Genomic DNA, 25,278 nt, shown 5'->3' on the forward strand with positions numbered 1-25,278 from the left:
CTGTAAAGGAAAGCGATCATGATTATAAAAACCTGTGATATCACCGATGTTAAACATGTTATTACCCCTGATGAAAATTACGAAATAACACTTGATTCACCTGCTCTCGATATTTTTACTGATTTCAAAAAAACACCTCCTTTAGTAATCGATCAATCATTGGATGTGGTCACGGCCGAAGATTTAATGAAAAAAACGCATGTCAAATTAAAGTTGGTGCTAGATAAAGGTGAATTTGTCGGCGCTCTTGCTTATGAGGATTTAATTGGTGAAAAGGTCATGTCTCGAACTAATCATGTCCACCGCACTGATATCTTTGTTTCTGAGGTGATGACGCCAAAAACATGCTTAAAAGCAATTGAATTTAACGATGTAAAACGCGCAAAAATTAGGGATATTGTTGAAACACTGAAGAATGAAGGAAAGCAACATTTCCTTGTTATTGATGGGGCAGAGCACCATATCCGTGGGATTTTTTCTGCTTCGGATATCGCACGACGGTTACATGTCCCGATAAATATTGATAGAGTTTCTACGTTTGTTGATATTTATAAGGCCTTAAAACATTAGGTTTAAAAAATTTTACGTAGATGGTTTAACTATGCGTGAATCTGCGTGAAGAAGCATTGTCTATCAGGCATCTTCACGCACACATAAAAAGCATGCTAGTGCTTAAAATGCCTATACCCGGTAAACACCATGATAATTCCGGCCTTGTTAGCAGCTTCAATGACTTCTTTGTCGCGTACGGAACCACCAGGCTGGATAATGGCGCTAATCCCTGCTTTAGCAGCTAACTCAATGCTATCTGCAAAAGGAATAAACGCATCAGAAGCCATGACCGCGCCTTGAGTACTCAAGTTGGCCTGTTGGGCTTGCCATAAACCAATACGGGTACTCATGACACGGCTGGTTTGCCCGGCACCGATCCCAATTGTTGCACCGTCTTTTGCAAAGACAATGGCATTCGATTTCACGTGTTTGACAGCAATCCAGGCGAATAATAAATCTTGCACTTGTTGTTCGGAAGGTTTTTGTTGGGTAGCCGTTTTAAACTCTTCGTCACTGACTAAAAAATCATCATGCTCTTGGACAAGCAGTCCCCCATCGACATGGCGCATATCCAATTTAAATTCGGAATTCGTTTGCCATTCGCCTGTACTGAGTACTCGAATATTGGGTTTTGTAGATAAGATAGATTGAGCTTCCTCACTAATCGCCGGGGCAATAATAACTTCCGCAAACTGTTTCTCAAGGATAGCTTGCGCTGTTTCTGCCGTTAAAAGCTGATTAAACGCCAAGATTCCACCGAAGCTGGAAGTCGGGTCGGTTTGATATGCTCGTAAGTAAGCATTTAGTTGCGTATTGCCTAATGCGATTCCACAAGGATTACCGTGTTTGACGATGACGCAAGTAGGGGTTTCGAGCGGAAAAGATTTAACACAGTCAAAAGCTGCATCTGCATCGAGTAGATTGTTATAGGACAACTGCTTGCCTTGAAGCGTTTTTGCTGTGGCTAAAGAGCCTGCAGGCGGATTTTTATCGGTATAAAATATCGCTTGTTGATGAGGGTTTTCGCCGTAACGTAATTCATAGCGTTTGTGGAACTGACAGGTGAGCGTGGATGGGAAACCCGAGGGCTCCCGCTTCTCGTTCAGCGTTCCCAAGTAATTGGCAATAGCTGCATCGTAGGCGGCAGTATGGGCAAATGCCTTTTTAGCTAACTCAAAGCCCCAATTAGCAGGAACCTTTTGAGCGCGAACATATTTGCTCAATAAACCGTAATCATCAGGAGTCACGACGACAAAAACACGAGTATGATTTTTAGCTGCGGCACGAACCATTGCGGGGCCGCCAATGTCGATGTTTTCAATTGCTTTTTGGAAATCGCAGTCATGATGACTAATGACTTGTTCGAAAGGATATAGATTGACAATAAGTAAATCAATTCGTTTAATCTGATGAGCTTGTAAAACTTTGTCATCTTCGGGGAGATCGCGTGCTAGTAAGCCTGCATGAATAGCAGGATGGAGCGTTTTAACCCGACCATCCAGCATTTCAGGAAATTGGGTGCATTCACTCACATCGGTAACTGGGAGCTGATTTTTCGTCAGTAAGGCAGCTGTGTTGCCTGTAGCAACGAGCTCTACCCCTTGCTCATGAAGGGTTTTTGCTAATTCGACTAATCCTCGTTTATCAGAAACACTCAGTAAAGCCCTTTTGGGTGTAAAGGGGCAGAATTCTTGTTTATTCATCATTTTAGCTCTTTATAATGATTAGCGACGAGTGAAAGTGAGCAGTGACCAATCTTCTAAATCCGCAGAAGATTGGTGGGCAAAATCAGTTTGATAAGCCTCAATAAGAGACGCTGCTTGCTCCTTGAGAATGCCCGAAACAATTAATAGGCCCTCATCTTTAAGTAATTCTCTAAATTTAGTGCGCAGAGTCAGCAAAGGAGCTAATAAGATATTGGCAATAAGTATATCAGTAGGTTCTCGCAATATTTCCGGAAAACCAATATCCAACTGTTGTGAATTAATTTCATTGGTCAGGGCATTGTTTTGTGTTGCTTGCAACGCTTGATCATCAATGTCAACCGCTTGAACTTTTGCTGCACCCAGCTTTAGTGCTGCCAAAGCAAGGATACCTGAGCCGCACCCATAGTCAATGACTGTTTTGTTGGTTAGATCAGCTTGATCAAGCCAACGCAAGCAAAGAGAAGTTGTAGGATGAGTTCCGGTGCCGAAGGCTAATCCCGGATCAAGGATTAGATTAACGGCTTCAGGTTCGGGTGGTTCCATCCACGAAGGGCAGATCCACAATCGTTGGCCAAAGCGCTGGGGTTTGAAATCATCCATCCAGGCACGCTCCCAATCTTGGTCAGCCAACTCACTGATAGAAAAGGATAAATGCTTGAATTGGGTCGCTAGTTGTTGTTTTGCTAGTGCTGCTTCTCGGATCTCAGTATAAAGCGCGTGGACGATAACATCGGGCCAAAGTGGGGTTGTTCCAGGCTCTGGCTCGAGGACAGGATCATCATTTTTGTCGGTTAATGTGATTGATAAAGCTCCCGTTTCTTCGAGAGCCTCGCTAATTGAATCCACTTCATCACGGTGGCATTGTTCAATTTGTAACTGATACCACACAACTTATTCCTTGAGCATTTTTTCTAAATAATGGATGTTTGTGCCGCCTTGCATAAAGGCTCTATCTCTGAGAATGCGATGATGCAGCTCGATATTGGTTTTGATGCCATCGATAATAATTTCATCTAGGGCATTACGCATTCTTGCAAGAGCGACTTCTCGGGTTTCGCCATAGCTAATTAACTTACCTATCATCGAATCATAATTCGGCGGTACGGTATAACTGCTGTATATGTGAGAATCAAAACGGATACCAGGCCCGCCAGGTTGATGCAGAAGACGTATTGTTCCGGGTGAAGGCATGAAAGTTCTCGCGTCTTCGGCATTAATGCGGCACTCTATCGCATGGCCTTTTAATTGAATATCTTCTTGTTTTAAAGTGAAAGGGATATCGCTGGCAATTTTGATCTGCTCTTTAATCAAATCAATGCCGGTGATCATTTCAGTCACTGGGTGTTCAACTTGGATTCGTGTATTCATCTCGATGAAATAAAAGCAGCCATCTTGATATAAGAATTCAAAGGTGCCAGCACCGCGGTATTTTAGTTCACGACAGGCATTAACCACAGATTCGCCTATTTTTTGTCGTAATTCAGGGGTAATTCCTGGAGCGGGAGCTTCTTCAAGCACTTTTTGGTGGCGTCGTTGCATCGAACAATCACGTTCGCCGAGATGGATGGCATTTCCTTGTCCATCACCCAAAACCTGAAATTCGATATGGCGCGGGTTTTCCAAGAATTTTTCCATGTACACGGTAGGGTTATTAAAAGCTGCTTTTGCTTCGCTACGGGTAAGGGCAATTGCATTAAGCAAATTGGCTTCATTATGAACAACCCGCATACCCCTGCCCCCTCCACCGCCAGCCGCTTTAATGATAACGGGAAAGCCAATTTGGCGTGCTAATTCAATATTGCGGTTATCGTCATCAGTTAAAGGACCATCCGAACCTGGAACGCAGGGGACACCTGCATTTTTCATTGCAGCGATGGCAGATACTTTATCTCCCATTAAGCGAATGGTATCGCCCTTAGGACCGATAAAACGAAACCCACTTTGCTCAACAATATCGGCAAAGTCAGCGTTTTCTGCTAGAAAACCATAGCCAGGATGAATAGCAACCGCATCAGTGATCTCAGCAGCAGAAATAATCGCTGGAATGTTTAAATAACTCTTCTGCGAGCTCGCAGGTCCTATACAAACAGTTTCGTCAGCAAGGCGCACATGCAATAAATCTTTATCGACATCAGAATGCACGGCTACAGTTTGAATGCCTAGTTCTTTACAAGCACGTAATATGCGGAGCGCAATTTCACCACGATTGGCAATAACAATTTTACTGAGCATTAATATACCTTTTATTCTTCTATTCTTCGATAATAAACAGGGGTTGGTCGTATTCAATTGGATCGCCATTAGCGGCAAGAATTTCAACGATTTTACCGGCGCGATCAGCTTCAATTTCGTTAAACATTTTCATTGCCTCGACAATGCAAAGCGTATCGCCAACTTTCACTGACTGACCGAGAGTAACAAAAGGGGGCGCATCCGGTGAGGGTGAAGTATACAAGGTACCTACCATTGGGGAACGGACTTTGTGGCCTGATCTAGTAGCTCCTGCTTTGGCTTCAGTAGAAATCGCTGCTGAGTTTGCTGCTGGTTGGGGTGCAGGCATCGGCGGAGGCGGTGCTGAATAACGCATTTGTGCGGGTGCTTCCACAGCATAACTGTGACGGCTTAAACGAACTGACTCTTCACCTTCTTTGATTTCAATTTCTGAAATCCCTGTTTCTTCTAATAATTCGATCAATTTTTTAATTTTGCGAATATCCATCGATAATAACTCTCTAATTAATTAAATTCTTCAATAATAGCTTGTAATGCTAAGGTGTAACCCCTAACACCAAGCCCACTAATCACACCGCGGGCGAGGTCAGAAAAATACGAATGGTGACGAAACGCCTCGCGGGCATAGATATTGCTGATATGAACCTCAATGAAAGGTATTGATACTGCAGCTAAAGCATCGCGTAAAGCAATGCTGGTGTGTGTAAAAGCGGCTGGATTAATAATGAAATAATCTGTCTTTTCGTCAGCAGCTTGGTGAATCATGTCAATTAATTCAGCCTCGGAATTGCTTTGTTTGCTATAAAGCTCAAAACCAGCAGCTTTAGCTTGATTCCTAAGCATCGTGCTTACTTCGTCAAGGGTTGTTGAGCCATAAACAGAAGGCTCGCGTAGACCAAGACGATTTAAATTAGGTCCATTAAGGACGAGTATTTTTTTCATCATAAGCTGGGTTATCAAAATTCATCGGATTCTGCCTGAACTTTCCAATAATGTCCAGATGTCCGATGATATCGGCACGATCTCGGCATGATGGCTGGAAGTTTGCTGTTGCAGATAATATAGTGCAGTTGATGCTTATTCTTTGATGATGTTATTTCATTCTTTGAGTATGCTATCTATATAATTAAATGGAATTGCGATTATGGCGACTACTTATATAACAGATGTTACCTTACGGGATGCTCACCAGTGTCTGATTGCGACACGTATGCGTACAGAAGACATGTTGCCTATTTGCAAAAAAATGGACGAGATAGGCTTTTGGGCTATGGAAGTTTGGGGTGGCGCTACTTTCGACACCTGTTTGCGTTTTTTGAGGGAGGATCCCTGGGAAAGATTAAGATTATTACGCCACGCTTTACCTCACACCCGATTATCGATGCTCTTGCGCGGCCAAAACCTATTAGGTTACCGGCATTATGCTGACGATGTGGTTAAAGCATTCATCACATCGGCTGCAAACAAGGGTATTGATGTATTTCGTGTTTTTGATGCGCTAAATGATGTGCGTAATTTAGATACTGCGATAAAAGCAATCAAGCGACATAAAAAACATGCGCAAGGGGCAATCTGTTACACAACAAGCCCGGTTCACACCTTAGAAAATTTTGTGAATACCGGAAAAGCTCTAGCTGATATGGGTTGTGACAGTATTGCAATTAAAGATATGGCAGGATTACTCACGCCAATGGCCGCTGTTGAGTTATATAGGGCTCTGGCGGAAGCAACCCGATTGCCTATACATCTCCATAGCCACTCAACCTCAGGACTTGCGGCCATTTGTCACTATCAAGCTATTTTGGCAGGATGCAATCATGTTGATACGGCAATTTCTTCATTCTCTGGGGGAGCGTCGCATCCTGCAACCGAACCTTTAGTCGCGGCTTTGGCGGGAAGTGAATTTGATACGGGACTTGATTTGAATGCATTATTAGAAATTGCTGATTACTTTCGAAACGTGCGAAAAAAATACGCCAAATTTGAGAGCGAAGCGCGCGAAATTGATCCTCGAGTACAACTTTACCAGATTCCTGGAGGGATGATTTCAAACCTTTATTCGCAACTGAAAGAGCAGCAAGCTTTGGATAAACTTGCTGCGGTTCATAAAGAGATACCACGAGTGCGAAAGGATCTGGGTTATCCTCCTTTGGTAACACCAACTTCGCAAGTCGTTGCGACCCAGGCAGTGTTGAATGTGTTGACAGGTGGGCGCTACAAAACCATCACTAACGAAGTCAAATTATATTGTGAAGGAAAATATGGGGCTGCGCCAGGCAAAATAAGTGCAAGTTTACGTAAGAAAGCCATTGGTCAAACTGAGGTTATTGATATAAGACCTGCTGATTTAATACCAAATGAACTATATCGTTTGCGTGAGGAAATCGGTGCCCTTGCGATCTGTGATGAAGATGTCCTTTCCTACGCAATGTTTCCAGAAATTGCTAAACAATTTTTGGAGCAACGTAAAAACAAAGCATTGATCCCTGAACCTTTGCATGCAACGATTCAGCAATCGACCGATTTATCTTCCGAGTTTGATATTGCTTTGCATGGCGAAAGTTACCACATCAAAGTGGCAGGATACGGGCCAAAGGAACAAGGGAAGCAGGCCTGTTTTTTATGGGTCGATGGCGTTCCCGAAGAGGTCATTATTCACCATGAAGATAACCTAATACAACCTGTTCCTACTGAAACTAAAAAACCTTCAGGGCCGGGAGACATTTCCGTTGCCATGCCAGGGGTGTTAGTCAGTGTCAATGTTGCTGTAGGGCATAAAGTCGCTGAGGGTCAGACTTTGCTGGTTCTTGAGGCGATGAAGATGGAGACGGAAATTCAAGCGCCTTTTAATGGCATCGTTGTGGATGTATTTTGCCAGAAAGGGGATAAAGTCACGCCAGCACAAGTTTTGCTCACTATAGAGAAAATTTGATCCGGGCAAATTAACGATACCCGGCTTTCAAAATACGTTCTCTAATGGCTAGCCATTCCCCTTGTTCTGGCGGCAACTCAATTGCAATAAAATCAGCCTCTGATTGATCTGCTTGTCTTAATTGGTAGTAAAGTTCGAAAGCCACTTGTTCGGGTGAATTGGGCAATTGGTAATAGAATAGACTATCTACCTCTGTTTTTGGGGCAAAAGAGAGGACGTACACAGCAGATTTGGATTCCTGGCAAAAGCGCTTGATAGCTTCGCTATCGGGAAAACAATACAATGGTTTTTCGGGTTGATAATGGCTAGCTAACCGGCCAGGTGCTCGAATTGTGCTTGTTTTTTTTAATTGTTTCTCAGGTAAAATCGCGTTAATTTGCACCTCATTGATTGAACCATGACGCAAAATTTCATAGCCTTCCGGATTGGTGGCAGCAACAATGGTCGATTCAATTCCTACCTGACAACGCCCGCCATCGAGAATTAAAAAATCCTCTTGTCTAAAACTATCTTGTACATGTTCAGCTGTCGTCGGGCTAATCTTACCAAATGGATTTGCAGATGGGGCAACTAAAGGAAAATTAAGCCGTTGCAAAAGTGCTTGCGTGATAGGATGTTTAGGGCAACGTATAGCAACAGTATCTTGACCTCCTGTGACTAATTGGCTCACACAGCCCGGTTTGGCCTGCATCACAAGGGTAAGAGGGCCAGGCCAGAACTGTTTCATTAAACTGCGCGCATAATCAGGAATATAAGCTACCCACCGAGATAAATCCCAACCTTCGGCAACATGCATGATCAAAGGATGATTTAAGGGTCTATTTTTTATCGTATATATTTTTTTTATAGCGTGTTCGTCTTCAGCATTTCCTGCCAGGCCATACACGGTTTCGGTAGGTATCGCTACTACATTCCCTTGTTTTAAATGAGAAGCGACTAACTCAATGTCTGTTGTGATCGTGCTCATAGGCCTCAAATATCTTCGTTGGTTAAGTCAATAGATTGGGTGTTGAATTATACCCAAGATACTTCAAAATGCTATTTTTAGTCAGCTAGGTACATGGCCGACAAAAATTGTAATTGATTTCACTGCTGCAAATTTAGCTAAATCTTCTCTTTGCGAAACCAATTGTCAATAGATCCCAGTAATAAAAGCACCGCCGCTGTCGCATTTTTAATGGTAAAGCCGTGGTAATAAAAGAAAAATTATGTAAGTCATAAAATACCTGATAAGATGATATTTCGGATTTTAGTAAGCCAACCTCAGGATAAATTGCTTACCCAAAATTCGTAACTTTCAGACTCAACGGGGTAAGTTCAAACGTAGTTGTTACCAGGCTATACATTAAACAGTGGATGTTATGGGCTGGTTTGTCAATTCAATAAGAATAGTCCTATTTGTTTGATTTATGGCGCATTGTGCCCTATATAGGGTTGCTTTATGCACAAAAATCGGCATTCATGGATTAGATTATTGTATTGCCACTGATCAGACGAAGCAGGGAAAATTAACAACATGGGCACTCCCGGGACGAGTTTGCCACATGCATATTTTTAAGGAGAAAGTCTAAATGCAATTAAATGTTCGTTTATCCACTCTAGTAGCTTGTTCAGCCTTAGCTGCAGTGGCTTCATCACAAGCCGCTGAACCAGTGTCTTTGCAGCAGGAATCATTCAAGGCTATACAACAGCAATTCCAAGTCGCTTTACCCGGCATTGGGATCGCGGGGGGAGCTCCCGATACTTTGCAGTTTATCCAGCAGCGAACGGATAAGAACCACATTACTCATATCCGCATGCAACAACAATATTTAGGTTTCAATGTCCATGGAGGCTATGCAATTATGCATAGCAAAGCAACGGTAATGCATTTGCTTAATGGTCAGGATAATGTGTGGATGAACGGCGTTTTGTATCGCGGATTACCAACGGAATTGGGGCAGCCTTCAGCTGATTTTGTTAAGAATGGAGTTGTCGCTTTGCAGCTGTTTAAAGCGCAATATCAAGGTAAAGACTTGAGTGAAGCAGAGGTTGTTCCGTTGGTCTATATCGATAACAATCGGCAAGCTCATTGGGCTTATCGAGTTAGTGTATACATACGCCATGATCACCAAATACCCGAAAGACCCACTGCGATTCTTGATGCTAAAACTTATAAGCCTTTCATTCAATGGAATGACATTAAAACAGCCCGTATGGCTGTGAAAGGGACAGGTTATGGAGGTAATGCTAAAACAGGTCAATACATCTTCGGAAAAACATATCCTTTACTAGATTTAACCTATGATAGCTTGTTAAAAACGTGCTATATGGAAAACACCTCGGTGAAGGTGGTTAATATGGAACATGAATACCATTCTCTTAATCTACCGATGAAATTTAGATGTAGAAAATACCAAGATAATAATCCACTTACTTTTTGGACAGGTTACGGGAATGACGGCTATGACAAGGTGAATGGGGCATTTTCACCGACAAATGATGCTTTGTATTCCGGTTATGTCATTAAGCATATGTATCATGATTGGTATGATGTTGAGGTATTATCGAAGAAAGGAAAGCCCATGCAATTAGTTATGCGCGTTCATTATGGTGATGGGTATGACAATGCGTACTGGGACGGTAAACAAATGACGTTTGGTGATGGTGATTCAACAACCATGTATCCTTTAGTATCGTTGGGCATTGGTGCCCATGAAATTAGTCATGGGTTCACGGAGCAACATTCCAATCTCGAATACACAGGGCACTCTGGTGGCCTGAATGAGTCATTTTCCGATATGGCGGCCCAAGCTGCTGAATTTTATTCCACCGGCAAAAATACATGGTTGATTGGTGCCGAAATTATGAAAAAAGGCAGTGGGTTTGATGCATTGCGCTATATGGATCAGCCTAGCCGAGATGGCCAATCAATCGACTCAGCAGATCGTTATTACGACGGATTGGACGTACATTACTCCAGTGGTGTCTACAATCGTTTGTTTTATTTGATGTCAACGGCTCCTGGCTGGGATCCCCGGAAGGCTTTTGAAGTTATGGTGAAAGCGAATATGGATTATTGGATTCCCAACACAACCTTTGACGAGGCGGGTTGTGGAGTACTCAATGCAGCCCATGATCTTGGTTTTTCAGTCGAGGACGTTAAAAAATCCTTGGCTGCAGTTGCGGTTAATTATGATTCTTGTGTCATTGGCAATAATACTTAAAGAGTTTTATAAAATTCCTCCAGACACTGGGCTACAGTGTCTGGGTGTTCCATATGAACATGATGTCCTCCTTCAAGATGATAAATTTGTAAGTTTTTTACTGCTTGTTCGCGGTGTTCCCTTTGTGCTTGATTTAATTCAAAACCATTACTGGCCCAGATTAGACAACTTTTTGCACGAATATTATTTAAACAAGACAAAATTTGTTGTTCGGTCAGGCGTAAAGGTGTTGCTAGCAGCAAGCGCCTGTCATGTCGCCAGTAAAAGGTCTCTTTTCTTCTCTGAAGTCCGCGCTGGCTGAGAATATTGATGTATTTTGGTGCTAAAAAACCCCGTTTGGCTCGTGCATGGACGGCTAATTCTAAGGAAGGATAGGATTTTATTTCATGAGCTGCGTCTTCGCACGCAAGCTTTGCGTATCTTTCCAGTTGATTGCAACAACTCTCTTCTGACTCAGAGAAGGGGCCTAGCCCTTCTATCAAAACCATGGATAAAATTTGGTTGGGAGCTACTCCAGCAATAAGACTCGCTAAACAAGCCCCCATTGAATGACCTAAGAGATGATATTGTTCGAAACCGAAAGCCTTAACAATTTGCAAAACATAGAAGATGCCATCAGTAAAATGGTAGTAGCAGCCTTCAGGGAGATGGGATGATTGCCCATGCCCGGGCAGGTCAATGGCGATGACGTAAAATTGCTTTGCTAGGTAAGGAGCGAGCAGGTCAAAAGAATTGGCGTTATCAAGCCATCCATGAAGTGCAATAAGAGGGGGTAGATCTGGTTCTCCCCAAGTTTTATAAGCAATAACAAGTCCAGGGATAGTAATAGTGGATGCATTCATTTCTTGATTCATTAAAAATGATTTTTGTTAATAATAACCTATGTTAGAGGTATTTGCCGCTGTACACATGCAATCTGTTTTATTGTTGTGATTAAATCAAATTGCTAGAATAAGGATCTTCTTCCTATCGCGATAGCAATGAAAAAATTATTTTTAATTTGCCTACTTTGCTTTACGGTCACCGCTTTTGCAAAGGCTATTATTGATCAGGATGTGCTTAATAGTGTTAGAGCCAGACAATTAAAAGGTGCAGCAGAGCCATCCACCTTGCCTATCCTCGTTTTCCTTTATTCCATCGAGAAAAAAGAGGAGTTCTTAAACGATCTTATCAATTTCCCTAATACTAGCTTTCAGGATTTGGGTTTCATGCCGGCGGTAGCAGTGACTCTTCCGGCAAATTTGTATGATTTAAACCGAATTGCTAATCATAAAGCAGTGGCTCAAATTTCCTCTAACAACCCAAGCACGAAAGAATTGGATGTAAGTGTTCAAGCTATAAAATTAGCGCCTTCTTCGTGGTATCTCGACGTTAATAACTGGTGGGCACATGGTTATACTGGTAAAAAAGGTGTACTTGGCTTAATTGATGACGGGGTTGATCCCACCCATCCTGATTTGGCCAATAAGCAATTGATAGTTCGGACCGAAGATGGCTCGCACTATGAGGATTTTATCAATGGCGTGAGGGCGCCTCATGGAACAGGTATAGCCTGTATCTATGGTAGTAATAATGAGAGGTATAAGGGGGTTGCTTATGGTTTACCCACTATTATTTCAGGGCTGTCTGGTCCAGAAAACCCAGATGTACAAAGCATTATGATGACTATGTCAACCCTGGATTGGATGTTAGAACGCTCCCAAATTAAACCAACACTTATCAACTACAGCATGGGGAATGGCAGTTTATCGTGTCAGGGTTGCCCTGAATGGAGCGGACTGGCCAAGTTAATTGACTATGTGGTGAACGAGAAAAAAATTTTATGGGTGAAGTCAGCAGGCAATGCGGGGTATATTGAGCCATCAAAAAATATACTCTATGCATCAACTTTAACGGTTCCCGGAGACAATTATAATGCACTCACTGTGGCCAATATGAGCCTTAACGTGATTGAAAATAACACTGTCGTCAAAACGGCCAATCGAAACCAGCATATCATTCGTTCTACGAGTAGCCGCGGGCCTACCCCTTACGGAAGGCGCAAACCGGATTTAACAGCACCGGGTCATGATACAAGAACATGTGCTCCTGATGTGCAAATCTATCGTTTTAATTACATGAAGGATATGGATTATCACGACGGTTATCGTTTAATGGGAGGAACAAGTTCCGCTGCACCTCATGTGGGAGGGGCAGCTTTGTTGCTTCAAGATGCGGGGATTAAAAATCCTATGGCGATCAAAGCATTATTAATTAATAGCGCTGATACTTGGACCGATAGTGGGAAATCTGATAATGAGAAACAAGCACATTTTTCTATTATGGGTTCAGAATGGAATAGGACATATGGTTGGGGTTATATCAATATGCAAACTGCTTTTGAGCAAAGAAAAAGTATCATTGAAGATCAACTCACTTTAGAAAAACCGGTTCTGGAATATCAAGCTGATTTGCAAATAGGGGAAAAAGTAACTCTGGTGCATGAACGTCGGGTGGGCTTTTCAGCAGAGGGTGCCGCATGGAAATTAAGCCATCTTTCCTTGGAAATTATTGATCGCGACACTCAAGAAATCATTGCTAAAGATGATAGCCCAATTGACACTGTGCATCAGGTAGCAAATTGTGAGCGGTTGGCTGGGGAAAGAAATTGTTCTTCATCAACAAAGCCCATCCATGCTTTAATCCGTGTGAAACTACTTAGCTCAATCATAGACGGCAGCAACAGCGAACCATTTGCCCTTGTTTTAAGAACGAAATAGTGGCAAAAATTTGCTCTAGACGACACAGGTGTGTAAAAAATGGTATGCTAAAAGTAGATACTTAATAATAAATTGATACGATATGCAGCATTCCAGGAGTCTATCTCTTATAACCTACAACATTCATAAAGGATTTGGGTTGGGCAAGGTTCGTTTTTTATTGCCAGAGATGCGTGAGGCTTTATCTACATTAAATCCAGATTTTGTTTTTCTACAAGAGGTGCAAGGTGAGCACCGACGCCGAGAAAAACGAATTAACGCCTGGCCTGATCTTCCTCAATTTGAATACATTGCGGAGGAAATTTGGCCTCATTTTCTTTATGCAAAAAATGCAATTTATCAATCAGGCCATCATGGGAATGCTATTTTGAGCAAATATGGTTTTGACCGCTTTGAAAACATTAACCTGTCTTCCATGAATCGCGCATCGAGAAGTATCTTGCATGGCCAGATAAAAGTAGGCGAAAACCCGCAAATCACAGTACACTTGCTTTGTGTGCATTTAGGTTTATTCAAAGCGGAGCGAATTTCCCAGTGTAAGGCTTTGATGCAACGAATTGCTGAGGCAGTGCCTGAGCATGAACCATTGCTCATGGCCGGTGATTTTAATGATTGGCGTCATCATTTATCTGCGCTTTTGTCTGATAAGTTAGGCATCAAAGAAGCTTTTTTTATGTTGAAAGGCCGCCATGCTCGTTCTTTTCCTGCAATAAAGCCAGCACTCTGCGTGGATCGAATTTATTACCGAGGCATGGAGGTTGTTGATGTACAGTGCCTCCAAGGAAAGCCCTGGCGTATGTTATCGGATCATATTCCTTTGTTAGCCCGGTTTGAGTTTGTTTAAGAGGGTGCAAGAGCGGGTATCAACTGTCTTGAGTTTGGGCATAAGACAGTTGATACGCCGGGGATGTCAATAATGACAGAAGCAATTACTCCATGTCACTTTTATATTCACCAAAGCAAGCGATGCTGTTTAAGCGAGCTCGTTTTAATAAAGCGTCTTGTGCAGCTTTAGTATTAGCTTTTTGGCCTCCCCAGGCTTTTAAGCAATCCTCTTGCAGAGCGCGACCATAAGAAAAACTTAAAAGCCAAGGTTGGTAACCCAAGCTGTTAATTGCATTTAAGTTGATTGTAGCTTGTTCTGGAGTTTGTCCACCAGAAAGGAAGTTAATTGTAGGGACTGCTGCAGGTACGTGATTGCGGAATATACTAATGGTGTAATTTGCGACTTCTTCTGGTGAACTGAAAGGTGTTGCACTCTTACCAGAAGTGATCATGCTCGGCTTAAGAACAATATGTTCAAGCTCCACCTGATGAATAAATAAGGCATGGAAGAGTTCATGCAGAACAATCTCAGTTGCTTCAGCGCAATGCTCAATGGAGTGATCACCATCCATTAATACTTCTGGCTCGACAATAGGAACAATGCCTTGTGATTGGCAAGTTGCAGCATAAAGCGCGAGCATTTCGGCACCTGCTTTGATGGCAGTTAGGCTGGGCGTGTAATTTGAAATGGAATAGACATTCCGCCATTTTGCAAATTTTGCTCCCAATTTTTTAAAATGTTGTAAGCGCTCAGTTAAACCGTCTAACCCTTGAGTTACTTTTTCGTTTTCGGTGTTTGCCAAGTTAACAAGGCCCTTGTCCACTTTAATTCCTGGAACAATTCCTTTTTGCGCAAAGAGATCAGCAATGGGTGTACCTTGCTCATCTTTATGGGCAAACGTTTCTTCAAATAAGATAACGCCATTAATGTATTGCTCTAAGTCAGGTGTAGTAGCGAGTAAAATACGGTAATCGCGGCGATTCTCTTCGGTATTCTCTAGGCCAATTGACTCAAACCTTTTGCCAATGGTGCCGCCGCTTTCGTCAGCAGCCAAAATGCCTTTGCCATCTTGCAACAAAAGCTCCATCGTTGCTGACAATTCATCATAATGCATAGTTTTAATCTCCTCATGATTTACATAACGGTTGTACCTAATAGATCAGCCCATATCGCGAAACGGCTCAAATCTGGCCGTTCATTAGATTCGAGATGGGAGACTTGAGCTATCACGGTTGTCATTCATAGCAGTGGCCCTATTTGGCTGGCGAAGAAATATATTTCTCACGAATAATTTGATGCATACCAAAGCCGTGCTCTTTTAAATAATTAAATGCCTCATCAATCATACCTGGATTCCCACATAAATAAATGGTGTCCTCTTGTGGATTAAGAGCAAGATCAGGGAAGGCGCTTTGCACATACCCTGAGTATTCATGTTCCCCTAATTCCTTATCAGGGCGGCTCAAATGGGCACGAAAACTGACTCGAGGGAATTCAGTAGCGAATTGTTTAAAGTCCTCACCATAAAGGATGTCGCTCTGTTTTTGTACCCCCTGTAATATTACTATTCGTAAATCAGCGTTCGTTTGCAGTCTACGCTTCAATTCTTCCAGCATAGCGCGGTAAGGGGTGATACCCGTGCTTGTAGCTACTAAAATATAGCGTTTTGGCATATCTTCTTTCAGAACCAGACGGCCGAATGGACCAGCAACATTGATTTGGTCACCTGGTTTTAGATTAAATAATAATTCAGTACCTGGCCCTCCCTTAACATAACCTGCTGCAAATTCAATGCGATTGTTTTGTGCTGGTACATTGGCAATACTGTAACTGCGTTTGAGCATTTTGCCATCACGTTCAAAATGGATCGTGATAAACTGGCCTGGGATAAAGTTGAAAGGGGGAGACTTTAACACCTTAAAAGTAAAGTGTCTTACATAAGAAGAAATCATAAAAGCTTCTTCCAAGATAATGGGAAAGGTACTGACTTGCATAATTAAATTACAATATATCTAAGAAAACCTACTAATATAGGGGAAAAATTATGCATTGCAAGAGTATAAGAATAATTGAGTATATAATTAGACTATGAATAGCACCGATCTTGTCCAAATGCTCGGCAATTTGAGCCGATCACTGTTCCCTGTTCAACAGCTACTTTCAGGTTTCGCCTATGTTATGGGCATTTTATGTTTTTTTGTGGCGTTAGCAAAGCTTAAAAAAATTGGCGAAACTGCAGGTAGAGGCTCACAAGAAAAATTGATGGTGCCATTTGCCTACATTATAGGAGGCACAATACTCGTTTTCCTGCCATCAGGTGTTAGTTCTCTAGCCAATACAACTTTTGGCGCCGGTAATATTCTTGCTTACACAGATTACAACCCCTATAACATATATAGTTCCATGGGGTTAATTATTCAAACCGCTGGATTAATTTGGTTTATTCGCGGTTGTGTGTTGCTGGTGGGAGCCAGTCATCCTAATGTGAAGCATGGATCAAAAGGACTGGCTTTTCTTTTCGCGGGTATATTAGCAATGAATTTCCAAAGTACAGCTGCTTTCTTAAATACAGTAATGAATGGATTAGAGTCGCTAACGATGACCATAGCATCGAATTTTTAGTTCAAAACGCCTTATTCTTCTTCACCGCATATTCTCAGATTATTTGCTTTAGCAAAATCCATAATTGCTTTATAAACTTGTGGGCTTGATTCTTTCAATTTAGGATCAAGCAAAACACATTTATACCCTTCCGTATTCACACTTGGCTGAAGAAGGGGCGAATAATGAATGCGTCGATTTTTAAAGCTCGCCATAGAGCCGCTCATCCGTTCCGCCCAGTCGCTAGGACGAAATGGTTTCCCTTGAGGAGTGATACCTTCGATAATAATCTTTTTATCTTTAGAGTCGGCCATGGTGGATGCAATTTAAAAACAGTATGCCTATTATAGCACCATATCGGTAAAACAACGAAGCATAGCAGGTCGCTATACGATTGTGTTAGCATGTGTAATTTAATTTATGGTGGGTACTTAAGTTGTGAATCATAAAGAGAGTCATTCAGGAATATATTTGTTACCGAACCTGTTTACCACAGCCAGTTTGTTTGCTGCTTTTTATTCGATTGTTGCTTCGCTAAAAGCACAATACGAAGCAGCTGCAGTATCCATTTTTATTGGGATGATTGCTGATGGTTTGGATGGCCGTATTGCGCGCTTAACCAATACACAAACTGCTTTTGGAGGCGAATACGATAGCTTATCTGATATGGTTACTTTTGGTGTGGCTCCAGCCTTATTGATCTACAGTTGGAACCTTCATAAATTAGGGAAAATTGGCTGGCTTGTGGCATTCATGTATACCGCTGCGGTTGCTCTGCGATTGGCACGTTTTAATACCCAAATCGCCACTGCAGATAAACGCTACTTTCAAGGCCTTGCCTGTCCAACAGCTGCAGCCATTGTGTCCTCATTCACTTGGTTTTGTTATCAAAACCAGCTTGAACATTTCGCATTCTCTGTGGTGACAGCAATTCTCACTTTCATTGCAGCAGTGCTGATGGTGAGTAACATACGTTATTACAGCTTCAAAGAAATTGACTTTAAAGGAAAGGTTCCTTTTCTCTATCTTTTACTTATGATTATCTTATTCGTAGCGATTGCAGTGAATCCTTCATTAGTCTTATTCCTGGGAGCAATTATCTACGCTTCCTCGGGACCTTTGCAAACTTTATATGGTTTGCACCGCATGCGAAAGCAACGGAAGCAGAATCCGGAGGAAAAACCTTAGGCCTACTCGGGTTCACCAAAGCAGTTATTGATCAAGTCGACAACTGCTTTTTCCATTTCAACCTCATCAGGTCCTTCTATGCGTAGGGTCAATTCGCAGCCTTTATTGGCAGCAAGCATCATAACTCCCATAATGCTTTTGCCGTTTACAGTCTGAGAATCCTTAATGACCTCTATATGACTTTGAAAACGTGATGTAGTAGAAACAAATTTCGCAGAAGCTCGAGCGTGCAATCCTAATTTATTAATGATTTTAATCTTAGTCTCTATCATAGCTCGCAATCTATCATGTGCTGCAATTTTATACAATAGGTAAAAGTAAATAAATTTGATTAAATGATTATTTTTTTAACAAATTGACCTTGAATTTATTCGAAAAAAAATAATTTCCAGTTTATTTTATATCCTTAATAGTTTTTTAAGTTTTCTGCAAGATAATTTATCGCGGTTAACCCTATAGGAGTAGAAATGGGAAAATTTACAGAGCAACTTAACACAAGGATGAAGACAAAGCCAAGCTATCTTCGTCATCAATATCAATCGTACATGACCGGACCTGAATGGCGAAATGTAGAAATGGCGGAGGAGTTCGCCGCTTTTGCAAGAGAAGGGAATTCAATATTTCAATTTCCCTATTTTCGTCAAATAGCTGACTTATGGAGAGTGATTTCTCGCTCATACTCAGCTGCTCGAAAGTATAATAGCCATTGGCAGATCCTCACTTCCGAATACATGTTAATGGATGTGTTTATCGGGGTATTCACAACACTTGAACTAATACCAAAAGGGATACTGTCTTTGATTCTCTATCCTTTCTTAAAGAAAGAGAATAACACAGAAATGCAAGGTAAAATTGCTAATTATTTTGCTGAGTACGCAAGAAATTTACAAACAATTCCATTTTATGACCACAAATATCAAGAAAAACGTGCAGAGTTAGCGCAAGCTTATCAAGAGTGTGGCGAGAAAACCTGGGTTGACTGGTTTAGCTGGAAATGTCTTTCTATTGAGCTTTGGGCAAGACATTGGATTTCAAAACCGCTTCATTATTGGTTTCACCAGGAAGATAACCTTGTTGAACCCACAACAGATATTATCGTTAAATATCGCGCAGAAGGTGAAGAGAATCGGGAAGTGGCGATACAGCAATTTCAGCGTAAATTAGAAGAAGTTGGAGAGAGACTACACACTTCAATCGTCGATCAACTCTACACGAGAGAGAAAAAACCTAAGCGTATTGAAGAAGATGAAAAAGGTAAAGAACGCGAACAGTCTTCTACCTATGTTTATGCTCGACTAAAGGCACCCCGTTATGCTGCCTTTCAAGAGACTGTTCAAGGTTTAGCTGAACAGGGAATTTACTTACGAAAAATTGCCGGCCAAGAGCAGGTACAAGTGAAATGTGTGGTTGAGGTTGAAGAAAATGAAGACAGGCAATCAGTAGAACAACAACTGGAAGAAAAAATTTCCACTCTTGATACCATACCTAATACTTCTCCCCTATACACATACGGCGATCGAATTCACAGCCAACGCAGAGTCTGTTTATTTGATGTGCCTGTCAAAGATTTGCATCATACCTTGGAAGAATTTGATCAAAAGGGCGCTGAGGTCAAATTCATTCATAATTTTTAACGGAGTAGATAAATGTCAAAATTTAAAGAAATAATTGATTCGTTACCCGAATGGGGGCGTTTCACTTCCTGGCCAGCGGCAATGATTGACCGGGCTTACTCGGCGGATTCTAAAGGGTGGCTAAGCAAGGCTTGGCGTTTTGTCAAAGTGAGGGCAATTTTTTTAACGTTATTCTTGCCACTTGCGCTCGTTGACCTTGTCGTATCGGGTGTTTTGGGAGCACGTTTTTCCTTTGGCACTTTTTTTGTTGCGGATGAGTTACAAGATAAACGGCTCTCACAGCAAAAAAAATACACCACAATTTTTAGTAAAAATCTCTATGCTTTATTGTCATTCATTGTTGGCTTGATCAGTCCGCGGCTTGTTGCCTTTTATTTCACTCCTGAGAAAACCACAGAAAAAGGAGTTACTTCCGGAGGGGGATATTACCATAATGAAGAGGCTGAGCTCGCCCAACCCAAAACGGTTGAAGAACTTCAGCAGCTCGTTGCTCAAGCGCCTGAAAAAGGACAAAAAGTCATGGTCGTTGGCGCTGGTCGTAGCCAAGGTAAGCAATTTTTACCTGAAGGCGATAAAGCAGTAGTTGTTGATTTAAGTCAACTGGACTTACCTCATGGCCCTATCGTTATTGATCCTGTAAGCAAAACAGCCACGGTCAGTGCCGCAGTACGTTGGGCAGATTTGCAAAATGAAGCGGATAAACACAAATTAGCCCTAAAGTTCATGCAAGCCTCTAATGTGTTTTCAGTTGGCGGATCAATTGGAACTGACATTCATGGGTGGAATATTACTGGGACACTCGCGGATTCCATTTTAGAGATGGAGTTTATCGATGGGCGAGGAGAAAGGCATACACTAAGGCCTGGAGATGAGTTATTTCATCAAATCACTAGCGGATTTGGTATTTACGGTATCGTGACGAAAGTCAAACTGCAATTGATCGATAACGAGAAGCTTTACGAACGCGCAGTAGAGGTTGCTCCGGATGATTATGCGAAACATCTTAGAGAAAACGTCCAAGGTAACGAAAAGATCCGCATGCATTTGTACCGCTTATCGCTGGATCCCAAAAATTTATTGGGTTCAGGGGTTGCAGTTGATTATGTTAAAGAGGATGAAGATCCTCCATGCACTACACCTCATTTAACACAAGAAGGTGATCGAGGTACGCGCTTTAATCAAGTCATGATAAATGTTGCGCGGCGAGTACCTTGGGTGCGTAAAAAATATTGGGAAGGTGAGCGTGATCGGTTGTTGGCGAACAATTCACCTGCGATGACCACCAATGAAATTATGCAGCCGCCTATTAATGCTATGTTTAATCCTTCAGTGTCTGAAGCGGAATGGCTGCAGGAGTATTTCTTGCCCGAAGACCAACTTGCTGATTTTTTGAAAGAATTAGGACGATTGCTTCAAGAAAACGATGTTGCTTTGCTTAACGCTTCCGTGCGCTTTGTTAAATACAATGAAGCCACACATAAGTCACCACTGTCTTACGCAAGTAGCGGTGATCGTTTTGCTGTGGTGTTGTGCTTTAACCAATCGCTTGAGCCAAGTGAAATCATTAAAGCTAAAAAATGGCTTCGGGCAGCACAGCACATGGCTGTTGAACGTGGGGGTAGCTATTATTTGCCTTATCAACATGTTTCATCCCCTGAAGATTTTAATAGAGCCTATCCTCGGGCGGCTGAAGCAGTACCTGGCATTAAAAGCGAGGTCGATCCGCAGGGCATTTTTACCAGTGGGTTTTATCAGAAGTACTTAGCTCCTCAACCGCAGCAAACCAATCACTTCAAAGTGATTATGGCTTCGGAAGAGTCTAAGAAAAAATTTGCTGGCTTCCTAAAAAATGTGTTGCATCGCGTGGATGCCGATAAATTCTATGCTTTGCTTGAAGACATTATGGATTATAACGACACGCATGCTGAAATTTATGAAGAACTATGCAAGCGGTTGCCAGAAATAATGCCTTCCGCAGTGAGTGATTTTCGCCGAATACTCAATTCATTAGCCACTATCAAAGAGGATTTAGCTGCCCAAGCGAAAGCCATATTGCCTGAAGACATGACTGAAATTAATGGGTTAGTGGAAATTGGTTACCCAGGCCGTTTTGTAGGTGGCTTTAAGCAAAATTTTCATGTGACAGGATCTATTGTCGCCATGCATGAAAATGATCCGGGGTTAACGGACTATATTCAGACAGGCTTTCCTAGACCTTATGATCGCTTTGAAAAATTGGATTACAATAAACCGAGCCTTAAGAACTTGCCTAGTAACAGTGCTGATGTAATTACGTGTTACGTCGGCTTGCATCACTTTCCAGAAGAGGAGCTAGAATCATTCTTAACCGATGTAAGACGCGTATTGCGCGATGGCGGGCATTTCTTGCTGGTGGATCATGACGTGGTGGATGAGGAATCAGCAAGTATGGCGCACATGGCCCATACGGTTTTCAATGCGGTAACCGGAGTATCCTTACAAGAAGAACTGAATGAAAGAAGGGATTTCCGTCCGATGGCTCATTGGAAAGCGCTTTTGGAAAGACACGGATTAGGTTACGCAGTTGAAGGTCCTGATGTTGAAATGATTCGTGAAGGTGACCCCAGCCGTAATCGCATGGTGAGTTTTGTTAAAGCAAAACCGAAGGCTGAACTTAAGCTGCATAGCGGATCTGTAAATGATATTGGGGATGAGGTACAGCTCGAAAGACATCACCGCAAAAGTTCTGCCGTAACTGGGGCTTGGAGGAAAAATGAACCATCAATTCCTCGCTCACGTTCCTATGACAGCTTTTTCCAAGAGATTCCTGATTCTGATGAGGAAGAAGAGCGTACACTCGAAATAGTCTACCACTAACTGTATTGAAAGCCCGTATAGTTTATGCGGGCTCGCTTAATTCCTCGTGGGAAATCAAGAAATGATACAGTTCTTCTTGATTACTAGCCCGTCGGCATGCCTCACGGAAAGTAGGAGCCCTGAATTGGTCAACAATGGCTGCCAGTATTTTTAAGTGTTGCTCGGTTTGTTCTTGCGGTACCAGAAGACCAATCACCAAATCAATAGGTTGTTTATCCGTAGCACCGAAATCGACTGGGTTTAATAATCGAATTACACAACCTATGGGTTCCTCAAGATAAGTGGTCCGAACATGAGGAATGGTAATCCCTTGTCCAATCGCAGTACTTCCCAGCGATTCTCTTTTCCAATACGCTTCAAATAATTCCTCTGGGTTAAGATTAGGATGGTTTTGACAAAGCAGTTGGCTTAATTTGAGTAACACAGCCATTTTGCTTTGCGATACGGCATCAATGTAAACAGTGTTTAAATTGATGAGCTGATTAAGATGCATGGAAAATTGTTGACCAAAATAAAGACTAAATGTATTTTAACGCTACTGAGGACGGCTGGCAAGTGAGTAGGGGAGGAATGAGATAAAAACCTGAGCTGGTTTGCGCGTAGCCTCGAGCTTGGTTGATGCTAGACGCAACCAAGATTGCTAAAGGGAATAGAGGGTTCTTATTCCCGGTTGGCGCGAAGCGACAACCGGGCTATATTTCTGAAACCTTATTCTCGGTGATTTTGGAGTTTTTCTTTATGTTTGATAAGTTGCCTATCTAATTTGTCGATTAGGGCATCGATGGATGCATACATATCTTCTGATTCTGAACGGGCATGCAATTCACCTTTTGCGACCATGATGGAAGCTTCAACAATTTGATTCAATTTCTGTACATCAAAAATTACATGGATGGACGTAATTTTGTCAAAATGTTTTTCTAGCTTATTGAGTTTATCTTCAGCATAAGATCGCAAAGCAGGGGTGATTTCGATATTATGGCCGGTGAAGTTGATCTGCATAACGTTCTCCTTCGATTTAGTAAATCTAACTACGAATTGTTTTGCGCTCGTTGGAAGGGGCAATGCCCATTGCTTCGCGGTATTTAGCAACAGTTCGACGTGCAACTTGAATACCTTGTTCACCAATAAGCTGAGCAATTTTACTGTCACTCAGAGGCTTTTTCCTATTTTCTGCGGCAATCAATTTTTTAATGACAGCGCGAATAGCCGTTGATGAACATTCTCCGCCGCTTATGGTTCCTACATGGCTTGAGAAAAAATATTTTAACTCAAAGACGCCGCGAGGGGTATGCATAAATTTCTGTGTTGTCACGCGGGAAATTGTTGATTCATGCATATCTAAGGCTTGGGCAACGTCATTTAAAATAAGGGGCTTCATGGCTTCCTCACCATGCTCTAAAAAATCTTGTTGATATTCAACAATGCATCGAGCCACCTTGAGTAAGGTTTCCTGGCGGCTCTGAATACTTTTTAAAAACCAGCGGGCCTCTTGTAAGTTGTTTTTTAGAAACTGATTATCTGCACTGTTATCAGCCCGTTGAATAAGTGAAGCATAATGGTTATTAATGCTTAAACGAGGTAAGGTGTTGGGATTTAAAGAAGCCTGCCAAACACCATCGATTTTTTTCACCGTGATGTCGGGGATGATGTATTCAGTAACATCCTGCTGTATTAAATTTCCTGGTTTAGGATTTAAGCGCTGAATAATTTGCAATGCTTTATCCAAGTGTGCTTCATCAACTTGATGATTTTTCATCAGTTGGCGATAGTTATGCTGGCCGAGCAACTCGATATTATCACGGATTATCCGTTTGGCTAAATCAATATCCTCATTATCGGGCAATTGCCCTAATTGTACTAATAAAGTCTCAGCTAGATTATAAGAGGCACAACCGACAGGATCAAAATGTTGTAAACGATGGCGAACCACCTCAATTTCTTCTAAGTCTAAAGGATGCGTCTCACTGTCTAAGCTGGCGTGTAATTCGGCTAAAGATAAAGTAAGAAAGCCGTCGTCATCAATGGCATCAATGATTGAAGTAGCGATGACACGATCCACATCGCTCATGGGAGTTAGATCGAGTTGCCAACGTAAATGATCTTGTAAATTGGTGGTTGTGGAGTACAAATTTTCGTAGTTAATATCCATATCCTCAAAACTGGCTTTTTTACTGGTGTTATAGAGCTGGGACCATTGGAAATCAGTAAATTCATCAGGGCTTTGTTTATTCTCGGTGCGAATCTCTTCTTTTTCTTCATTAGGGACTATTTCAAGCATGGGATTCGATTCAACAACTTGTTGAATCTCCTGTTGCAAATCTATGGTTGATAATTGGAGCAGACGGATGGCTTGTTGTAGTTGTGGAGTTAGAGTTAGTTGTTGGCTAATGCTAAGTTGCAACGACGGTTTCATGCAAATCCTCTTTCTTATTTTTCCTCACTTTTCTTAAGTTTAACCGATCCGAGGCGATTATCCAGTAGGAATTTGAAGCAATTTGTAAACAGGATGAGATAATGTTGGCTTCTAAGTGTAGTAACTTATAAGTGTGGGAAAAATTTAGATGATTGCAGAGCCATCCCTCGCTGGTGCTTTGGGATGGGCTTCTCTGATGCTATTTAATTTTTTTCTCTTTATAGATAACGTGCTTGCGAACAACCGGATCATATTTTTTTAATTCTAATTTTTCAGGATTATTACGAGGATTTTTTACTGTAGTGTAGTAATGCCCCGTACCTGCGGTTGATTCTAACTTAACTTTAATAGTAACACCTGCCATGATTTT

At 41.9% G+C, this 25,278-nt stretch carries 24 protein-coding genes; 9 read left to right on the forward strand and 15 right to left on the reverse strand.

The features are described from left to right. Positions 1-18: 18 nt before the first annotated feature. Positions 19-570 (forward strand): CBS domain-containing protein, encoded by a 552-nt coding sequence (locus tag LMI_RS03675; RefSeq protein WP_045098583.1) that lies wholly within the window; start codon positions 19-21, stop codon positions 568-570. Positions 571-665: 95 nt separating this feature from the next. Here the strand turns inward: LMI_RS03675 and purH are convergent, their stop codons facing one another. Genes purH through aroQ form a run of 5 tightly spaced genes read right to left on the reverse strand, consistent with a single transcriptional unit; the run spans position 666 to position 5,432 of the window. Then, positions 666-2,258 (reverse strand): bifunctional phosphoribosylaminoimidazolecarboxamide formyltransferase/IMP cyclohydrolase, encoded by a 1,593-nt coding sequence (gene purH, locus LMI_RS03680; protein ID WP_045098584.1) that lies wholly within the window; start codon positions 2,256-2,258, stop codon positions 666-668. 18 nt (positions 2,259-2,276) lie between these two features. Continuing rightward, the gene (gene prmA / locus LMI_RS03685; protein WP_045098585.1) at positions 2,277-3,146 is read right to left on the reverse strand and encodes a 50S ribosomal protein L11 methyltransferase; all 870 of its coding nucleotides are present in this window, start codon (positions 3,144-3,146) and stop codon (positions 2,277-2,279) included. Between the two features lie 3 nt (positions 3,147-3,149). Beyond that, on the reverse strand, positions 3,150-4,490 hold the full coding sequence (gene accC, locus LMI_RS03690) for an acetyl-CoA carboxylase biotin carboxylase subunit (RefSeq protein ID WP_045098586.1): 1,341 nt from the start codon (positions 4,488-4,490) through the stop codon (positions 3,150-3,152). Between the two features lie 19 nt (positions 4,491-4,509). Further along, positions 4,510-4,977 (reverse strand): acetyl-CoA carboxylase biotin carboxyl carrier protein, encoded by a 468-nt coding sequence (accB, locus tag LMI_RS03695; RefSeq protein WP_045098587.1) that lies wholly within the window; start codon positions 4,975-4,977, stop codon positions 4,510-4,512. Positions 4,978-4,994: 17 nt separating this feature from the next. Beyond that, on the reverse strand, positions 4,995-5,432 hold the full coding sequence (gene aroQ, locus LMI_RS03700) for a type II 3-dehydroquinate dehydratase (protein WP_045098588.1): 438 nt from the start codon (positions 5,430-5,432) through the stop codon (positions 4,995-4,997). A 202-nt stretch (positions 5,433-5,634) separates the two neighbouring features. On the opposite strand from aroQ, the gene oadA reads away from it, so the two are divergent. Further along, complete coding sequence (gene oadA, locus LMI_RS03705) at positions 5,635-7,422, forward strand: sodium-extruding oxaloacetate decarboxylase subunit alpha (RefSeq protein ID WP_045098589.1); 1,788 nt, start codon at positions 5,635-5,637, stop codon at positions 7,420-7,422. Positions 7,423-7,432: 10 nt separating this feature from the next. Here the strand turns inward: oadA and LMI_RS03710 are convergent, their stop codons facing one another. Then, positions 7,433-8,389 carry an L-threonylcarbamoyladenylate synthase gene (locus LMI_RS03710; protein WP_045098590.1) on the reverse strand — a complete coding sequence of 319 codons (957 nt, stop codon included), beginning with the start codon at positions 8,387-8,389 and terminating at the stop codon, positions 7,433-7,435. A gap of 604 nt (positions 8,390-8,993) precedes the next feature. Between LMI_RS03710 and proA the strand changes: the two genes are divergently transcribed. Next, the gene (gene proA / locus LMI_RS03715) at positions 8,994-10,628 is read left to right on the forward strand and encodes a zinc metalloprotease ProA (protein ID WP_045098591.1); all 1,635 of its coding nucleotides are present in this window, start codon (positions 8,994-8,996) and stop codon (positions 10,626-10,628) included. Here proA and LMI_RS03720 read toward each other — a convergent pair. Further along, positions 10,625-11,470: an alpha/beta fold hydrolase gene (locus LMI_RS03720; RefSeq protein ID WP_045100550.1), complete on the reverse strand. Its 846-nt coding sequence runs from the start codon at positions 11,468-11,470 to the stop codon at positions 10,625-10,627. The genes proA and LMI_RS03720 overlap by 4 nt on opposite strands. Before the next feature lie 138 nt (positions 11,471-11,608). Between LMI_RS03720 and LMI_RS03725 the strand changes: the two genes are divergently transcribed. Next, positions 11,609-13,387 (forward strand): S8 family peptidase, encoded by a 1,779-nt coding sequence (locus LMI_RS03725; RefSeq protein WP_045098592.1) that lies wholly within the window; start codon positions 11,609-11,611, stop codon positions 13,385-13,387. Positions 13,388-13,469: 82 nt separating this feature from the next. Continuing rightward, a complete protein-coding gene (locus LMI_RS03730; RefSeq protein WP_045098593.1) occupies positions 13,470-14,231 on the forward strand; it encodes an endonuclease/exonuclease/phosphatase family protein in 762 nt (253 codons plus the stop codon). An 85-nt stretch (positions 14,232-14,316) separates the two neighbouring features. Here the strand turns inward: LMI_RS03730 and LMI_RS03735 are convergent, their stop codons facing one another. Both LMI_RS03735 and LMI_RS03740 read right to left on the reverse strand, forming a co-directional pair. Next, on the reverse strand, positions 14,317-15,327 hold the full coding sequence (locus LMI_RS03735) for a class I fructose-bisphosphate aldolase (protein WP_045098594.1): 1,011 nt from the start codon (positions 15,325-15,327) through the stop codon (positions 14,317-14,319). Between the two features lie 139 nt (positions 15,328-15,466). Further along, positions 15,467-16,207 (reverse strand): ferredoxin--NADP reductase, encoded by a 741-nt coding sequence (locus LMI_RS03740; protein WP_045098595.1) that lies wholly within the window; start codon positions 16,205-16,207, stop codon positions 15,467-15,469. Positions 16,208-16,301: 94 nt separating this feature from the next. On the opposite strand from LMI_RS03740, the gene LMI_RS03745 reads away from it, so the two are divergent. Continuing rightward, entirely contained in the window at positions 16,302-16,835 is a 534-nt protein-coding gene (locus tag LMI_RS03745; protein ID WP_045098596.1) for a hypothetical protein, read from the forward strand. Positions 16,836-16,846: 11 nt separating this feature from the next. Here the strand turns inward: LMI_RS03745 and LMI_RS03750 are convergent, their stop codons facing one another. Further along, on the reverse strand, positions 16,847-17,128 hold the full coding sequence (locus LMI_RS03750; protein WP_045098597.1) for a DUF3579 domain-containing protein: 282 nt from the start codon (positions 17,126-17,128) through the stop codon (positions 16,847-16,849). Between the two features lie 157 nt (positions 17,129-17,285). Between LMI_RS03750 and pssA the strand changes: the two genes are divergently transcribed. Then, complete coding sequence (gene pssA / locus LMI_RS03755; protein WP_102010540.1) at positions 17,286-18,002, forward strand: CDP-diacylglycerol--serine O-phosphatidyltransferase; 717 nt, start codon at positions 17,286-17,288, stop codon at positions 18,000-18,002. 2 nt (positions 18,003-18,004) lie between these two features. Here pssA and LMI_RS03760 read toward each other — a convergent pair whose 3' ends face one another. After that, complete coding sequence (locus LMI_RS03760) at positions 18,005-18,274, reverse strand: HPr family phosphocarrier protein (RefSeq protein WP_045098599.1); 270 nt, start codon at positions 18,272-18,274, stop codon at positions 18,005-18,007. A 195-nt stretch (positions 18,275-18,469) separates the two neighbouring features. On the opposite strand from LMI_RS03760, the gene LMI_RS03765 reads away from it, so the two are divergent. Together LMI_RS03765 and LMI_RS03770 are read left to right on the forward strand one after the other, a co-directional pair. After that, the gene (locus LMI_RS03765) at positions 18,470-19,636 is read left to right on the forward strand and encodes a hypothetical protein (protein WP_045098600.1); all 1,167 of its coding nucleotides are present in this window, start codon (positions 18,470-18,472) and stop codon (positions 19,634-19,636) included. Positions 19,637-19,648: 12 nt separating this feature from the next. Then, entirely contained in the window at positions 19,649-22,492 is a 2,844-nt protein-coding gene (locus tag LMI_RS03770) for an FAD-binding protein (protein WP_045098601.1), read from the forward strand. Positions 22,493-22,514: 22 nt separating this feature from the next. Here the strand turns inward: LMI_RS03770 and LMI_RS03775 are convergent, their stop codons facing one another. The 4 genes from LMI_RS03775 to rpmG form a co-directional block, all read right to left on the reverse strand. Next, positions 22,515-22,985, reverse strand: a complete 471-nt coding sequence (locus LMI_RS03775; protein ID WP_045098602.1) for a PTS sugar transporter subunit IIA — start codon at positions 22,983-22,985, stop codon at positions 22,515-22,517. A 215-nt stretch (positions 22,986-23,200) separates the two neighbouring features. Continuing rightward, positions 23,201-23,494 carry a ribosome hibernation-promoting factor, HPF/YfiA family gene (gene hpf, locus LMI_RS03780; RefSeq protein ID WP_045098603.1) on the reverse strand — a complete coding sequence of 98 codons (294 nt, stop codon included), beginning with the start codon at positions 23,492-23,494 and terminating at the stop codon, positions 23,201-23,203. A gap of 25 nt (positions 23,495-23,519) precedes the next feature. Beyond that, positions 23,520-24,908, reverse strand: coding sequence for an RNA polymerase factor sigma-54 (locus LMI_RS03785; protein ID WP_045098604.1), 1,389 nt, complete (start codon positions 24,906-24,908; stop codon positions 23,520-23,522). A 199-nt stretch (positions 24,909-25,107) separates the two neighbouring features. After that, positions 25,108-25,272, reverse strand: coding sequence for a 50S ribosomal protein L33 (gene rpmG / locus LMI_RS03790; RefSeq protein WP_045098605.1), 165 nt, complete (start codon positions 25,270-25,272; stop codon positions 25,108-25,110). Positions 25,273-25,278: the final 6 nt, after the last annotated feature.

The sequence above is a fragment of the Legionella micdadei genome, from assembly GCF_000953635.1.
In the GTDB taxonomy this organism is placed as follows: domain Bacteria; phylum Pseudomonadota; class Gammaproteobacteria; order Legionellales; family Legionellaceae; genus Tatlockia; species Tatlockia micdadei.